Origin of the sequence: Arthrobacter sp. LjRoot14 (assembly GCF_964253905.1) — a bacterium.
Taxonomy (GTDB): domain Bacteria; phylum Actinomycetota; class Actinomycetes; order Actinomycetales; family Micrococcaceae; genus Arthrobacter.
Genome location: NZ_CAXURL020000001.1, coordinates 2,058,672 through 2,074,456, shown reverse-complemented (window position 1 = coordinate 2,074,456; position 15,785 = coordinate 2,058,672). Strand labels below are relative to the sequence as shown.

11 protein-coding genes are annotated in these 15,785 nt (G+C 61.7%); 4 read left to right on the top strand and 7 right to left on the bottom strand.

The annotated features are described in order from the left end of the window. Positions 1–92: 92 nt before the first annotated feature. From ACSQ12_RS09315 to ACSQ12_RS09295, 5 genes are read right to left on the bottom strand one after another with little or no spacing between them, the layout of a single operon-like run. Positions 93–1,289, bottom strand: a complete 1,197-nt coding sequence (locus tag ACSQ12_RS09315) for a M20 family metallopeptidase (RefSeq protein ID WP_436065161.1) — start codon at positions 1,287–1,289, stop codon at positions 93–95. Next, positions 1,286–2,305 (bottom strand): ketopantoate reductase family protein, encoded by a 1,020-nt coding sequence (locus ACSQ12_RS09310; protein WP_436065160.1) that lies wholly within the window; start codon positions 2,303–2,305, stop codon positions 1,286–1,288. The genes ACSQ12_RS09315 and ACSQ12_RS09310 overlap by 4 nt, the downstream gene beginning before the upstream one ends. Further along, positions 2,295–3,113 (bottom strand): SDR family NAD(P)-dependent oxidoreductase, encoded by an 819-nt coding sequence (locus ACSQ12_RS09305; protein WP_436065159.1) that lies wholly within the window; start codon positions 3,111–3,113, stop codon positions 2,295–2,297. The genes ACSQ12_RS09310 and ACSQ12_RS09305 overlap by 11 nt, the downstream gene beginning before the upstream one ends. Then, positions 3,110–4,423, bottom strand: a complete 1,314-nt coding sequence (locus ACSQ12_RS09300; RefSeq protein WP_436065158.1) for an MFS transporter — start codon at positions 4,421–4,423, stop codon at positions 3,110–3,112. Before ACSQ12_RS09300 ends, ACSQ12_RS09305 begins: the two co-directional genes overlap by 4 nt. Next, the gene (locus ACSQ12_RS09295; RefSeq protein WP_436065157.1) at positions 4,420–5,289 is read right to left on the bottom strand and encodes a polysaccharide deacetylase family protein; all 870 of its coding nucleotides are present in this window, start codon (positions 5,287–5,289) and stop codon (positions 4,420–4,422) included. The genes ACSQ12_RS09300 and ACSQ12_RS09295 overlap by 4 nt, the downstream gene beginning before the upstream one ends. Positions 5,290–5,602: 313 nt before the next feature. On the opposite strand from ACSQ12_RS09295, the gene ACSQ12_RS09290 reads away from it, so the two are divergent. Further along, positions 5,603–6,607 carry an Lrp/AsnC family transcriptional regulator gene (locus ACSQ12_RS09290; RefSeq protein ID WP_436065156.1) on the top strand — a complete coding sequence of 335 codons (1,005 nt, stop codon included), beginning with the start codon at positions 5,603–5,605 and terminating at the stop codon, positions 6,605–6,607. A gap of 799 nt (positions 6,608–7,406) precedes the next feature. Here the strand turns inward: ACSQ12_RS09290 and ACSQ12_RS09285 are convergent. Next, entirely contained in the window at positions 7,407–8,546 is a 1,140-nt protein-coding gene (locus tag ACSQ12_RS09285; protein ID WP_436065155.1) for a Gfo/Idh/MocA family protein, read from the bottom strand. 74 nt (positions 8,547–8,620) lie between these two features. Further along, positions 8,621–9,748 carry an NAD(P)/FAD-dependent oxidoreductase gene (locus ACSQ12_RS09280; protein WP_436065154.1) on the bottom strand — a complete coding sequence of 376 codons (1,128 nt, stop codon included), beginning with the start codon at positions 9,746–9,748 and terminating at the stop codon, positions 8,621–8,623. Positions 9,749–10,450: 702 nt separating this feature from the next. On the opposite strand from ACSQ12_RS09280, the gene ACSQ12_RS09275 reads away from it, so the two are divergent. The 3 genes from ACSQ12_RS09275 to ACSQ12_RS09265 are packed head-to-tail and all read left to right on the top strand — an operon-like array spanning position 10,451 to position 15,781. Further along, positions 10,451–12,517, top strand: a complete 2,067-nt coding sequence (locus ACSQ12_RS09275; protein ID WP_436065153.1) for a hydantoinase/oxoprolinase family protein — start codon at positions 10,451–10,453, stop codon at positions 12,515–12,517. Then, positions 12,510–14,228, top strand: a complete 1,719-nt coding sequence (locus tag ACSQ12_RS09270; RefSeq protein WP_436065152.1) for a hydantoinase B/oxoprolinase family protein — start codon at positions 12,510–12,512, stop codon at positions 14,226–14,228. The genes ACSQ12_RS09275 and ACSQ12_RS09270 overlap by 8 nt, the downstream gene beginning before the upstream one ends. Positions 14,229–14,230: 2 nt before the next feature. Beyond that, entirely contained in the window at positions 14,231–15,781 is a 1,551-nt protein-coding gene (locus ACSQ12_RS09265) for an ABC transporter substrate-binding protein (protein ID WP_436065151.1), read from the top strand. Positions 15,782–15,785: the final 4 nt, after the last annotated feature.

The window sequence follows — 15,785 nt, the reverse complement described above, 5'->3', positions numbered from 1 at the left end:
CAGGTGTCGTAGCCAACGAGGTTGTCGGCCCTGTGGTGATGCATGACGACGGCGGGCAGCGGTTCCGAAGCCGTTGCCCGCCGTCGGACTTCTCAACTGGCGGCTGCTCCCACCACTGCGCCGATGCTCCGCTCCGGGGCCTCTGCCAGGGCAGCCAGCAGACCGGCTGCAAGGCACGTCCGCTCGAGCATGCCGGCGATGCTGATCCATTCGTTCCGGGCGTGAGCGCCGTCGCCAACTGCACCGAGCCCGTCGAGGACCGGCAGGCCGAGCGCAGCGGCGAAGTTGCCGTCGCTGGCGCCGCCCACGGAAGTTTCGGCGAGCGGGAATCCGAGCTGATTGGCCACGTATTCGGCTTCGGCAAACAGCCGTGCGGTCTGCGCGGAACGAGCCATGACCGGCCGGTTCCAGTCGCCAGTGACGCCTAGGCTGGCGTTGGCATTCCGTGCGCTCAACCCGTCCAGCACCCCGTTGATGCGCTGCACTTCCGTCTCGGAGGAGACCCGGATATCGATGTCTGCTGTCGCGAAGCCGGCCTTGACGTTGGTCCGGGTCCCTCCCCGCACGAGCCCGACGTTGACGGTGGTCCCCTTCTCGAGGTCCGTTTCATCGTGGAGCTGTACGATCACGCGTGCTATTTCATCGATGGCACTGGCGCCCACCTCGGGGTCGAGTCCGGCATGCGCCTCCTTCCCGGTGGCCTTGATCTGGAAGATACCCACGCCTTTTCGTGCTGTCTTCAGGGCTCCTCCGGCGCTGGCTTCAAACACGAGGACGGCGTCTCCACGAACGACTTCGGCCTCTATGACCGGTCTCGACGACGGGCTGCCGACTTCCTCGTCCCCGTTGAGGATCAGCCGCAGGTTCGGGCGGGGAAGACCGAGTTCCCTTGATGCCTTCAGCGCCCATACCAGTTGTACGAGCCCGCCCTTCATATCGAAGGCTCCCGGGCCCGTAAACCGGTCCCCGTCGACAGTTGCCGGCCAGTCTCGGAGGGTGCCCGCGGACCACACCGTGTCGTAGTGGCACAGGGCAGTAATCCAGCCCGCGCTGTCGTCCGATGGATAGTCCAGGACGAGGGTATCGGCCCATTTTCCCCCGTCGACGAGTCGGCGGGAGGCTGGTTCCCCGATCCGGATCTGCAGCCACTCCTCCACCCAGGCAAGACCGGAGGTGAGCAGCGTCTTGTCATCCGAGGGTGTTTCCTGGGAAACGTAGGAGGTCAGGTCGGCGACCATGTCGGACTGTTTGTGGCGAACCCAGCCGGGCAGGTCCTTCAGGGTGCTCATCGGGAGGTGGCCTTCCGGTCGAGGGCGGTGAGATGTTCTTCGTCCATGGATTTTGTACCGGTTTCTAGCTGCCGGATCACGGCTACGAGCTCCTCCACGAGTGGTAGCCTCAGGCCGTGCCTGGCACCGGCTTCAATCACCGGTTCGTACTGGGTCGGGACTTCCGTGGGACGATTCCGGACGGCAATGTCGCGCCAGATTCCGGAACGTGTCTTGGTCTGCGTGGAGAGCCACTTAATGAGATCGTCCGTGGCCGCGGCGTTGCGTTCAGGATCGGCACCACGCATGTAACTCTGCGGGTCGAAAGCGTCGAAACCCTCAAGCCTGATGCCCTCCGCCGCCGCCACGTCAAAGACCTCGGCGGCGAGACCGTTCATGGCCGGCCGGTGCCGGTCAATGAGCTCGCTCATGTTGGCGTCGGCCAGCGCGGTCGCAGTCAGCATCGCCCCAAACCCAAGCTTGGACCAAAGAAACCCGGCGACATTATCCGTCACCGTCGGGGTGCCCCAATGGCGGAGATCGCGGGCCAGCTGCCGAACCCGGTCGCTGGTGCCGCCAGCATATTCGCCCAGTGCCATGGCTCCGCTGCCGCCGTCTTTGATGACGCCCGGCTCCAGCGCGTCCGCAAAGAGGTCCACAAAGGCAATCACCGTGCGGTGGGCCCCGATGTGCGCGGCGATTGTCGCCTCGTTCAGACCGTTCTGCATCGAGGCGACGTAGCCGTCCTTGCGCAGCCGCGGAGCAATCCAGGCGGCGGCGCTGTCCGTCGCCTGGGCTTTGACCGCCAGCAATACGCGCCCGAGTTGTTCCGGGGCATCGTCCAGCCCGAACACCGGGAGCCTGGAGACCAGCGTCCCCGATGGCGTGAGGATCTGCAGCCCGTTCCGCCGGATCGCAGCGACATGGGCTTCGTCGGCATCGACCAGTTGTACCGGGACGCCCTGGGCGTCCAGGTGCGCGGCTAAGGTGCCGCCGATGGCCCCGGCGCCAACTACTGTGTATGGGCTATCCTGCATGGCTTCCTTTCAATTCGCTCTCGCCTGCACGGGCGCCGCCGGCGGCGGGCCAGTGCAGCGGGAGGTGCATGGCTCCGGTGGCGGAGCCTCCGTCCACGCGCAAGGTCTCGCCGGTGATCCACGCGGCTTCATCCCCGGCCAACCACACGACGGCGCGGGCGATATCATCGGGTTCACCGCGACGTCCCAGCGGGTTGCCGGAGACTGCCGCAGCGTATTCCTCTGTGACGGGATTGATGCTGCTGTTGACGGTGACGAAGCCAGGGGCGACAGCGTTTACCCGGATGCCGTATTGGCCCAGTTCCAGCGCCGAAGCACGAGTGGCCATCTCGAGGGCGGCCTTGGATGTGGCGTAGGGTGCCGCGCCGGGACGGGCACGCAGCGCCGCTCCGGAGGAGATGTTCACGACGCTGGCCGGTCGTCCTGCTGCGACGGCCCGCTGGGCCAGCGCCACTGTGGCCAGCAGGGGCGCTCTAGTGTTGAGGTTGAGGACCTTGTCCCACGTCGCCGCATCCAAGGAGAGGAACGGCGTCGCGGGGTAGACGCCGGCCGAGTTGACCAAGACGTCCACCGGCGCGGTGGCCCAACTGTCGGCGATCATCATCTCGGCGCCAAGGTCCGAGCCGAGGTCCACGATCAGGGTGCTGACTTCTTTCGAACCGGCTTCCCGGCATGCTTCCGAGGCTTCGGCCAGCGGTGCAGGGTTGATGTCCACGAGGGTGAGCCGGAAGCCGAGACCGGCGAATCGCTGTGCAACCTGCAAGCCAATACCGCTTCCTGCGCCCGTTATGACTGCGTGCCTGCTCAATCCAGATCCTTGCCTTTGGTCTCCGGCATGGTCAGGTAGACCACGACGCCGATCGCCGCGGCAACCGCGCAGTACAGCCATACAAACTGGCCTAGGCCGTTGGTGTTCATCCAGGTGGTCAGGTACGGTGCGGTCCCGCCGAAGATTGCCACTGCAAGCGCGTATGGCAGGCCGATGCCGGTGGCGCGGACTTCTGCCGGGAACTGCTCGGCCATGATTACGGCGCAGTTGGCGGAGTAGCCCAGCAGCAGGATGATACCGATGACCTCAATCAGCAGGAGCATCCAGAAGTTGCCGTTGAGCAGGGCGAAAGCGGGCCAGGAAAAGAGCAGGAAGCCTGCGGCGAAGGCCGTCATGGTCGGCTTGCGGCCGAATTTGTCCGAGAGGATTCCGGCGAAGGGCAGAAGGACCAGGAACAGCCCGACGGCGATGAAGTTGGCCAGGAGTGCTTGGCTGAGGGGGATGCCGGTGGCCACAGCAGCGTACGTGGGCATGTACGAAACCCACATGTAGTAGAGGAGAGTTCCGGCGATGGTGATGCCGAAGACGCGGAGCGTCGACTTGGGGTGCTTCACGAACATGGTGAAGACAGAGTTGGTGCGCTTCTCGCCGCTGGCTTCGCTGCGGGTCTTGGCGTTGACGAATGAGTCTGTCTCCTCCACCGAGGAGCGCAGCCAGAGGCCGACGAGGCCCAGCAGAGCGGCAACGATGAAGGCCAGGCGCCAGCCCCAGCTGTCCAGGGCTTCTTTGGACAATGTTGAGGTAATGATGGCGCCCATGCCTGAGGCCAGGAGGACGCCGGCTCCGACGGAGACCTGCTGCCACGAACCGGCAAAGGCTCGGCGGCGGGGTGCGGCTGATTCAACGAGGAAGGCCGAGGATGATCCGAATTCGCCTCCGGCGGAGAATCCCTGGACCATCCGGGCGACCACCAGGATGATCGGGGACAGGATGCCGACCGTTTCGTAGGTGGGGGCGAATCCGATGACGGCTGTGGCCCCGGCCATCAGGCCGATCGTCAGCACCAGGCCCTTTTTGCGCCCGTGGCGGTCAGCGTAAGCGCCCATGATGGCAGCGCCGACGGGCCGCATCACGAATCCGACGGCGAAAATTGCGAGGGTTGCCAGGAGCGCCGCGATGGGATCGCCCTTGGGGAAGAAGTGGTGGGCGAAGATGGACGAAAACGTGGTGTAGACCGCCCAGTCCACCCATTCAACGGCGTTGCCGATGCCTCCGGCGATGATGGCTTTGCGTCCCCGGGCGGAGAGCTTGGTGTCGTGGACTGGTTCCAGTGTCGATATTTCACTCATGAGATGGTCATCCTGGTGGTGAGTTGGGAGGCAACGTGCGTTGCCAGGTCTGCGTGCGTGGTGATCCAGACGTCGTCGAACGTGCGGATGTGTTCCATCAGTTCCGCCAGGACGAGCATCCGGGAGCGGTGCCCGATGATGTGCGGGTGCATGGTGAGCTGGAAGACCCCGCCCTCCGCGTAGGCTGCATCGAATTCGTCCTTCCATATCTGGACGAGCTGGCGGGGCGGCATATGGGGACGGAGCCCGGAGAAGCGGTCCATCATCAGATACGGGGCGTCGTCGCGGATCCACTCCACCGGGACCTCCACGATTCCTGTCGGCGAGCCGTCGGCCAGCAATTCGTACGGTTCGTCGTCCGCCATCAGCGAGGAGTCGTAAACGAACCCGAGTTCCCGGATGACGTCCAGCGTGGAGTCGGAGAAATCCCAGGAGGGCGTCCGGATTCCAACCGGTCGGCTCCCCGACTGGCTGTGCAACACGTCTGTGGCGCGGCCGAGCAGGTCCAGCTCCTGTTCGTAGCTAAGCAGAGTGTTGCGCTCGTGGATCCAGCCGTGCACTGCCACCTCGTGGCCCTGTTCCACGTAAGTGGGGACCTCGTCCGGGCGGAGCAGGGCGCAGACCGCGGGAATGTAGAAGGAAGCCGGAGCCTCAAAGCGGCGGAGCATCTCGAGGATGCGCGGTACGCCTACCCGGGCGCCGTACTCCCCTTGCGCCATCCTCCCCGGCGACGTCTCGCTGTCGCGCAGGGAGGGGGTCTCATGGTCAGAGTCGAAGGACAGCAGGACCGCCGCCTTCGCACCGCCTTTCCAGCGCAGGGCAGGATCCGGGTGGGCCAGGGACTGTCCGGCGCGGACTTTGTTCACGTGACCGCGCCATTGAGACTCGGGCCACTGCCAGGACGGGGCGTCGTTCAATCTGCACTCCTTATCATTCGCGTGGTGCATTCCGTTCGGCGGGTATTCGGTCCGCCCGTGCCGAGGAAACAACTCCCCCGCAAGTGATGCAGCTCTCAATTCATAAATGTAGGGCAGATCATGCTCCCAGACAAGAGTTGATGGGAAAATCATTCACAAATTTGCCTTCAAACGGTTTTTTCTTCGCCTAAGAGTATGCTGGAAGGGTAGTCTGGACGTACTGCGAGGTGGGATAACGACGGTGGAGGCAGACATTTCTTTCATGGACGAAACGGACTTGGACATTGTCGCTGCCCTCCAGGTGGCCCCTCGTGTCCCCGCGAACAGTCTTGGCGAGATTCTGGCGGTCCCAACCAGCACCATCACCCGCCGGCTCAACCGGCTCCAGAACGAGCGCCTGATGAAGGTGATCGGCCGCTTCGCGTGGCCCCTGATCCTCTCCGGCAACCCACAGCAGCTCTGGGTGCGCTGCCTTCCGGGCCGGACTGCCCAGGTGGCGGAGCAGCTCAAAGCCTTCTCGGAGATCCAGTTCGTGATGACCACGTCGGGGACCTGCGACATCTATGCGGACCTGTTTCCCTTGCGCGGCTCCGATGTCAATGATCTGATCAGTAACCGCATTCCATCCCTGCCCGGTATCAAATCGGTAGAGAGCCGTCTGGTTCTCGATTCCCGCCGCGTGGGCCAGTCCTGGCGCCTGGGGCGGCTGTCGCGGGCACAGACCGAAGCATTGGCTGCGCACATTGTCCCCGTGAACCAGCCAGCCCTGCGCTTCATGGAGGAGCTGACCGACGTCGAATTCGGGACGATGATCGAGCTAGGACGCAACGCCCGAGCTTCAGCTGCCGAGGTGGCCAGAACCCTCGATGTCAGCAGTTCATCGGCCTACCGAGCCATCCAAATGCTCCTGGCTACGGGAGCAATTTCCCCGCGTGTCGAAGTGGAACCCAGCGCCGTGGGCTTTCCACTGAGCGCCGTCATCTCGCTGCAGGTCAAGCCCAAGTTGATTGGAACAGTGCTGGACCGGCTCGCCACCCACGACTCCGCCCGCATGATCTCCATGGTCACCGGCAAGGCGCCCGTGGTGTTTCACGGACTCTTCAGGGGTCCCGATGAACTGGCAGAATTCATCATCCGAGACATCGGCGCCCTCCCAGGCATCCAGACCATGGACACCTGCGTGGGCGTCAACGTGCTGCGCCGTTACTGGATGGATCGTGAGAGTGTATTCATCGGAGAACAGGTGGAAGACCTGCTCCGGCGATAAGGGGGCGACAACTGATGCCGGTCAGGTTGGGCAGGAACCCCTAACAAAAAGTCGAGGCCGGGGTTTGTCATTCGTGCCTTTCGTTGCGGCACTTTGGGCCGCCTCTAACCATGTACTAGATATTTGTAAAAGCTGATTGCTTGAGGCAACGAAAGGCGTGGATATCCGTTGAGGGATGACCCAGGTCAGCGGGCCCCCAGTTTCTAGGCTCCTCTAAACTCTCTCGCACTCGCCTATGACATTTCCGCGCAGCGGCGGATTTCGGGTCAGCAACGTCTTCCTGGAAGGACTAGGCCCTCCTGCGGCTAACCACAGACGACTTGCCTGAAGATACTTGCTTTCCGAAGATTCTGTCCGAGTGCGGTGACAATTGCCCGGGTAGAGCCTCCCACCAGTAATACACGTGCAACAGCGAGTTGTAGATTGACTGACGGCAGCGCTCACGCGTTTTGCTGTCGGATGAATCCGCTAGGAACGGCAGGATGGGCCCGCACGACGTAGCTCCCGGCACCAGTACGGGTCACCAAGATACCGGTTCCATGGTGTTCGGCGGATTCGGCGACGGCTGCAATTGCTTCCTTCAGTGCCTGAGCCAGGTCGGCGGCGGTGGTGACATTTACTTCCAGCATCCCCGGATGGCGCCAGTCCCCTCCGCGGGCTGACGCAGGGCCCGGAGTGGATCCGGCCCTTCCTGTGGCTTCCATCGCCTTCGTTCCTCCGAGGTAGCTCTGTCCGGGCAGCTGGTTGTATCGCCGTCGTCCATCCTTGATCAGGAGTCGGACCGTTTCTGGAAACGAAGTCAGTCGGCCGCTGCCGACACTGATGTCTTCTGCTGCTGCCGTGCGATCTCTATGACTTTTAACACTGCCACAGCGTCGCGAGGGTCTACCGGAGCGGAACCCACACCGTGCAGTGCCTGTGCCAACTGCCTGTAGAACCGGGGATAATTGCCATTCAGAGTGGGCACTGAAGTGCTGATGTCTGAAACGCCGATGCTGCCCCAGGTTTCCGGTGGTTCTACACCGTATTGGGCATCATTCGGCACCTGCCCCTCCGCGAGGGCCTTCTCTTGCCCGTCAAGCCCCCATTTTGTGTAGGCAGCGCGGGATCCCATGACGTGAAATCGAGGACCAGGCCGTGCAGCCTGGCCATTCATCCACAGGCGTGAGCGTGTGCCGGACAGGTGCAGCAGGGAGAGGAAGGCCTCCTGCTCTGCGTCTGACTGGGTGACGTCGCCGTGCCTGGACGTCTCTCCGTGTACTTCTGTCACCGGGCCAAACAACTGGATTGCTTGGTCGATGAGGTGGGCGCCGAGGTCATAGAGTATGCCGCCGCCTTCGGCCACCAGCGCCTCATCCCGCCAATTGCCGAAACCCTCCGGCATCCACCATTCAAACCGGGATTCAAAGGTCCGAATTTCGCCTAGTTTTCCGTCTCGGATAAGACGCTGAACGGTCAGGAAGTCGCCGTCCCAGCGGCGGTTCTGGAACACGGTGAGACATCGACCTGCTGCTGCTGCAGCAGCGATCAGCTCCTCCCCCTCCTCGGATTTCGGGACAAACGGCTTGTCTACGACGACATGCAGACGGCGTTCAAGGGCCGCTTTGGCCAGTGTCTTGTGGGTGACAGGTGGTGTGCCGATAACGACTAGCTCCAGTGCGAGGCTGCCCTTATCGATCCTGGAAAAGAGTTCTTCTGGGCTGGCGAGGACACGCGCGCGGGGATACGCCTTCCGCACTGCCGCAGCCCGCTCTGGGTTGGAAGTCACGATCGCTTCGAGAGCGTATGACTCATCTCCCTCAATGAGGGGGGCGTGAAAGACGCGCCCGGAAATCCCGAAGCCAATGATTGCGGTTCGCAGCCGAGAACTGCCGCCCCTGCGTGGCTCTTCCGGATGTGTCGTGCCCTCACGGCGGTTGAGTTGTTCCTGTCGGGTCATTGATCATCCTCTTATCGGTTGAGTTCGTGCAGCACGGCAAGCTCCGCAGGGGCAACATGGCCCCTTGGACCGGCCTAGTCCCGGCTAAACCGTGCTGGCCGGAATGATGCCAGCATGGGATGCTTCTGGCCGGTGAGAATTTCATAGGAGAGCAATTCTCCGGCAATCAGCCCCACGGTTGCCCCAGAGTGCGAGAAGGCCACGAAGCAGCCGGGCAACTTGTCGAGTTCTCCAAATACGGGTTCGCCGTCTTCGGGGATCGGCTTCCGGCCAATTTTCCAGCTAGCAGGAGTCAGCTGCGGATTTCCCTCGAGGAGCCGCGAGGCTTCCTCTGTCAGCTCCTGGACGACCTCTTCTGGAATTGAAAAAGAGCCATCTGCCTGTTCAACGATCTGCTCTTCGTACCAACCATGGTCAAGGGCGAGCGTCCCGCCAGGGTTAGGCCGGACTGCGGCGCGGGGGGTATTAAGGACAGCTTTTAGCTTGTGCTCGGCGGGTTCAGTGATGACGAGCGCAGACACGGGCGATCCATCTGCAATGTAGATGCCGTGCTCTTCGACGACGGCAGGTGTTGCTGCACCGCAGGCAACCACCACCTTGCCGGCGGCATAGATGCTGCCGTCCTGGGTGCCAATACCCCACGCCTTTCCATCTCGTGCAAGTACCCGCGACTTGCCGGCATCGGCAATCAGCGTTCCGCCCCGAGCATTGAATTCCTCCATCAGGTACTCGACCAAGTGAGGCAGGCTAACCCATCCCTCACCAGGGTTGAAGACAGCGACGTCCGCGACGGCCGTCTCGTCAATACCAGGGGTAAGAGCGGAAATCTGTTCTGGTTTTACCAGCTTCGAATCGTAGCCATGAGACTTTTCGTACTCATGTCGGGCTTCTGCCCTGGGGGCCTCTCCGGCCGGCGCCCAATACAGGCCGCCATCGAATTGAATCCATTCCCTGGAGGGATCCGCAGCATATAGCGTCCGGTACCGGTCAATCCCGGCCTCGCGGAGGAGATGGTAAGCATCAGATCGTTTGCCAGCGGAGTTCAACCAGGACAAGGACCGTCCTGTAGCGCCGCTCGCAAGACTGCTTTCGGTAATGAGGACAACGGAGGCACCCCCTCGCAGGAGGTGCACTGCCGTTGACACCCCGAGGATGCCACCGCCCAGAACCGCAACATCAGTTTCAATCGTCGGGGAGGTCATTCTTAATCGCTCACTTTCTGTGTGTTTGCACTGCCATCCGGCGCGGGCAGACTTGGTTTCATCCGCGAAGCTTGGTCGTCCTTGTAGATCCATCTCGCTGGCGTTCCCGTGGCGGGAGGCATCAGCTGGCCTTCGGGCACCCATACAACGACGCTCTGTTCCCCCCTGTCGGCGGCCCACGTTCCGGACCGGGGGCAATGAGTACCAGTCTTCGCTTCGAGCCGGCTACCTGCACCCTGCTTTGGTGACCAAAGGGGAAGTCTCACAGCGGTCAATCGGTTTCAGGCCGTGCGCAGGCAGGACAGGAAGGGCTGGAGTCAGAATCCTCCGCACAATAGTCATGCGGCCGTTCAGCATGTGCGGTATGGGCCGGTAATGACGTTGCAGTGCCTGCGGACCCCAACTTTCGCCTCTTCATCGGTTTGAACCTTCTGTGTCGCGTTTTCGGCGGGAACGTTCCCAATTGCTTTTTTGTGACACTACAGAGCCGTTCGCCGCTACGTCAAGACCTTCAGCCCGTCGAAATACTGCGGGCGGGACGGGCAGATATCAAGAAAATGAGAACGATCCCAAAAATTTGTTGACGTGTGATCCACGCCATGTCAGACTCTAAAACCAGATCAATGGGAACCTTCCCAGTCCCAGTGCAACTTTTGATCCCCCGAACTTTCACCATCAGCTGCGAGCACAGTCAGGAAAAAAATGAGTTTACGAATCGGTGTCGATACCGGAGGAACGTTTACTGATCTCTGCGCCTTCGATGAATCCACCGGACAGGTCCATGTCCGAAAGGTGTCTTCGACGCCGGATGACCCCGGTCGCGCCATTATTCAGGGGGTCCACGAGCTGCTGGACCAAATTGGTGGGCGCACCATTGACGAGATCTCCTACTTTGCCCACGGAACGACCGTTGGTACCAACGCCCTCCTGACCGGACGGGGGGTCCGAACGGGCCTTATCACTACCAAGGGCTTCAGGGATTTGCTGGAACTGGGACGTGGACGGCGCCCGCACATGTATGACCTTCAGGCGGATAAGTCCGAACCTTTCGTCCCCCGCGATTTGAGGCTGGAGGTGACTGAACGCGTACGCCACGACGGCCGTGTGGAGATTCCCCTGGATCTGGATGAGGTGCGGGCTGCAGTTCAGGAGCTGAAGCGTCACGGTGTGGAGTCGATCGCTGTCTGCCTGCTGTACAGCTATGTTCGCCCTGAACATGAGCAGGAGATTGGCCGGATCATCTCCGAAGAATTCCCGGAAGCCTATGTCTCGCTTTCCAGTGAGGTCCTGCCGGAGTTCCGAGAGTTTGAGCGTCTATCGACGGTTGTGACAAATGCGTATGTAGGACCCGTCGTTGCCAGGTACCTCGCGCTGCTCCGCCGCAACCTTGCTGATGCCGGGCTGAAATGTCTACCCCACGTCACTCAGTCCAACGGCGGCATCATCCCCTTCCCCACCGCAGAGGAACTGCCTGTCCGTCTTGTTCTTTCGGGCCCGAGCACGGGAGTCGTAGGTGCTGCTGCTATCACTTCAGCTGCAGGCAGCCCGGATATCATCACCTTCGATATGGGCGGGACATCTTCGGACGTTTCCCTCGTGCAGAACGGCACTCCAAAAGTAACCTCCAGCATGGAGCTCGACGGACGACCAATCCGCTCCCCCATGCTCGACATCCACACGGTCGGCGCCGGCGGCGGATCGATCGCTTGGATTGACAGCGGCAACCATCTGCGGGTGGGACCTGCAAGCGCCGGCGCGTATCCGGGCCCCGCGTGTTACGGCAATGGGCTGGAAGCAACAGTCACAGACGCAAACGTCGTGCTCCAGGTCCTGAACCCTGAATACCTGCTGAACGGTCAGCTGAAAATTGACGCCCAGGCCTCCCACCGCGCCATCAAAGCTTTGGCGGACCCTCTCGGGCTCACCGTGCAGGAAACCGCGCAAGGGATCATTCGCGTAGTTACCGCCAACATGGCGCGTGCCATCCGTGTCATCTCGGTTCAGCGCGGTTACGATCCGCGCGATTATGTGCTGGTTCCATTCGGCGGCGCAGGGCCACTGCATGCTTCCAGGCTGGCCCTCGAGCTCGGATCCAGCAGGATTTTGGTCCCTGAAACGCCGGGCGCGCAGTCCGCACTGGGCCTGCTCATGACGGATATTCGCAGTGACTTCATGCGAACCCAGATCATGCTCGCGTCCCCGGCCGCGACTACGGACTTCAACAAGGTCTTCACCGAACTGACAGATAATGCCTCTGAATGGTTTGAAGAAGAGGGCATAGAGGAGCACCGTCGCTCTCTGTCCCGCCGGGTGGAAATGCGTTACGCGGGTCAGAACTACGAACTCGCCGTAGACGCACCCGATGGCGACATTACCGCCGCCGTCATTGGCGAACTGATCGGCAGCTTCCAAAGCGCCCACGATCGGATGTACGGGTACAGCGCCAACGAGGAGGTAGTCGAAGCCGTTACCTTCAGGGTGCAGGCCATCGCAACAGTCCCACGGGCAGACTTGCGCCGGTCAGCCTTCGAAGGGCGTGCCGTGGAAACCGCGGTAGTCGGTACCCGAGAGGTGTACCTGCCCGAGGAAGGCGGCTACACCCCCTGCCCCGTATACGACCGTTCCCTCCTGGATGTCGGACACCGCATTGTCGGGCCCGCCATCGTCGAACAAATGGACACCACCACACTGCTGCTGTCGTCAGATGTCTGCGTCGTCGACGACCTGCGCAACCTCGTCATCGAAATCCGTAGGAGTACCAGTGAATAACACTCACGCCGCCGCCGCTGAGACCCTGGACAGCGTTCTGGTAGAAGTCATCGGATCAGCCTTATCCACCGTGGTTGAAGAAATGGGCGGCACACTCGTCCGGGCCGCCTATTCCACCAACATCAAAGAACGCCGTGACTGCACTGCCGGACTCTTTGACGCCAAGGGCAGGGGCATCGCCCAGGACGAAGGCGGCTCCCCCCTTCACCTCGGTTCACTCATGGGCATCGTTGACGCGATCCTGGACAGGTACCCGGCGGAGGAAATCAACGATGGGGACACGTTCATCGGCAACGACCCCTTCAGCGGCGGTGGATCCCACCTGCCTGACATCGTCCTCGCGACGCCCATATTCGTCGACGGAATCCTCTCCGCCTGGGCCGCCACGCTCGCCCACCACGCTGATTTCGGCGACCGCGGGCATGCACACATTTTTCAGGAAGGCCTGCGCATCCCTCCCGTCCGGCTGGTCCGCCGAGGAGAGCTTCAGCAGGAGATGCTCAACCTGATCCTGCTCAACTGCCAGGTACCGCACGAGCGTAAGGCAGACCTCCGCGCTCAACAGTCCGCAAACCGTCTCGCTTCCCTGCGGTACAAGGACCTGTGCGCCCGGTACGGCCGTGAAATTATGGCCCAGGCCGCAGAAGAACTGCTCGACTACACCGAACGCCGGACCCGCGCCGCCATCGAAAAGATGCCCGACGGCGTCTACACCTTCGCTGACAAGTTTGACTGCCCCGAACTGGACGAAGAACTTGACCTCCAGGTCAAGGTCACGGTCCAGGGTGATGAGATTATTTTCGACTTCGCCGGAAACCCGCCTCAAGTCCGGGCCAGCGTGAACGTTGTCTGGACGGCTCTTTACGCTTCGGTCTACTACTCCCTGAAAAGCTTGGTGGATGCCGATATCGTCGCCAACGCAGGGTTCTACCGCCCGATCAGAATCGAAGCGCCCCTCGGCTCGATCATCAACTGCCAGGAGCCGGCAGCGGTTAACGGGCGCAGCGAAACCTGCCAACGCATCGTGGACCTCATTCACGGAGCCCTCGCAGAGGCCGTTCCTGAGCGGGTAACCGCTGCCAGCAACGGCGCCAACACCGGCGTTCACTTCTCAGGAAGGAACTCCCGCACGGGCAAGGAATTCGTCTACCTCGAAACCATCGGCGGCGGCTGCGGGGCAAGGGCCACCAAAGACGGACTCGACGGTGTCCAGGTACACATGACCAACACCTCAAACTTGCCGGTGGAAAGCCTGGAAACGGAATACCCCTTGGTCGTTGAGGCCTATGAACTGATCCAAGACTCCGGCGGAGCCGGCCATCACCGGGGAGGCCTCGGCATCCGCAGGGCTGTCCGCGTCGAAGGCGAAGACATCCACTTCTGGCTGGACACCAGCCGGCAGAAGTCACAGCCATGGGGCCTGGACGGCGGCACCGCCGGTGCCAGCGCCAAGGTTGTCCTCAACCCCGAAGCCCGTCCCATCGACCATGGCTACACGGTTCTTCAACCAGGGGACCGGGTCTCGGTGGAAACAGCCGGCGCCGGAGCCTATGGGCACCCGACGAAAAGAACAGTTGAACAGGTAGCACGTGACCTCGCCGAAGGAAAAATTTCCCAGGCCGATGCCGATCGCTATTACCCCGAACAAACGGCGGCCCTGACGGCTGCCGCAAAGAAAGACACCCCATCCCTCCCCTCACAAGGAAACTAACGATGTTCAAAAAGTTGAAGTACGCGGCCACCACCGCAGCCATCGCAGCCTCTGCCCTTGGCCTTGCCGCCTGCGGAGGCGGAGGAACAACACAAGGGGCGGCCCCCGCGCAGGAACTGCAGTTCGGTCTCTCCGGGGACGTTCCCAAGCTGCAGCCGCACCTGGACCAGGGAGCAGCAGCCATGATGCTGGACTCCGTCCTCCACCGCGGTCTCCTCGGCTATGACGCCAAAGGCGAAATCACCACCGCCCTGGCCGAAAAGTATGAGCAGACCGACTCCACAACCTACAGATTCACGCTCCGCAAGGGGCTGACGTTCCACGACGGCAGCCCTCTGACCAGCGCCGAAGTAAAAACCTCATTCGAGGACCTGGCTAACCCCAAATCGTCAGCTAAAATTGTCGCCGTCAGCCAGGCGATCAGCAGCATCGAAACTCCCGATGCCGAAACCGTGATCATCAAGCTCAAATCCCCCAACGCCGCCTTCCTGAGCTATATTGCAGACACCACCGCAGCGGTCCTGCCCCCTGCGGCATTCACCGCCGGCGGAGAAAGCTGGGTGGGTGCCGGTCCATTCAAGTTGGCCTCGCACGACAAAGGCGTGTCTTTCGTCGTGGAGAAATTTGACGGTTACTATAACGCCGAATCAGTAAAGCTGAACAAAATCGACTTCCCCATCTACACCGATGGGCAGGCCAGAACAAACGCCTTGCTGGCAGGGGACGTCGACCTTATCGATTTCGTTCCGTGGGAGGAGTTCGACCGGGTCAAATCTGATTCGAATATCACCCTTGATGCCCAGAGCGGTCCGTTCATGTACTTGAACTTCAATGTAACTAAAGGCCCCTTCTCCGACGCGAAGGTGCGCGAAGCAGTCGCCCTCGCCGTGAACCGGGACAACGTGGTATCCGCTGCCCTGTCCGGCAACGGAACGCCAATCCAGGGCGTCCCGGTCCCGGAAGACAGCCCCTTCTACAACAAGTCACTGGCTAACGGCTGGCAACAGAACCTCGACAAGGCAAAGTCCCTCCTAGCCGAGGCGGGCTATCCTGACGGGTTTACCGCCAGGATGCTTTCCACCTCGCAGTACGCCTTCCACAAAGACACAGCCCTGTCGGTCCAGTCCGACCTTGCCGCAGTCGGGATCAAACTCGACCTGGACCTGCCGGACTGGGCAACCAGAGTCTCCAAGGGTAACGCCGGCGACTACGATATCGCCGTCTCCGGTTCCGCCGGCGTCGTCAACGACCCGTCATTTCTCAGCAAATTCGTCCAAGGCCCGGCCGAACACACCCGTTCCTTCGGCTATGACAACGCTACCGTCAATGCGCTGCTGGCACGGGGCCTGGCAGAAACGGATGAAGCTAAACGGAAGGCCACCTACGACGAGCTGTCAGAAACCATTCTGACCGATGCGCCGTTCGTGTCCCTCGCCGGCCGCGCGCAGGCTTTCGCCTACCAAAAGTCGGTTACCGGTTTCTCCAACCTGCCCGGATTCCTGACCTTCAATTCGGGTTACACCCTCACGGAAACCTCGATCGTTTCCCCATAACTGA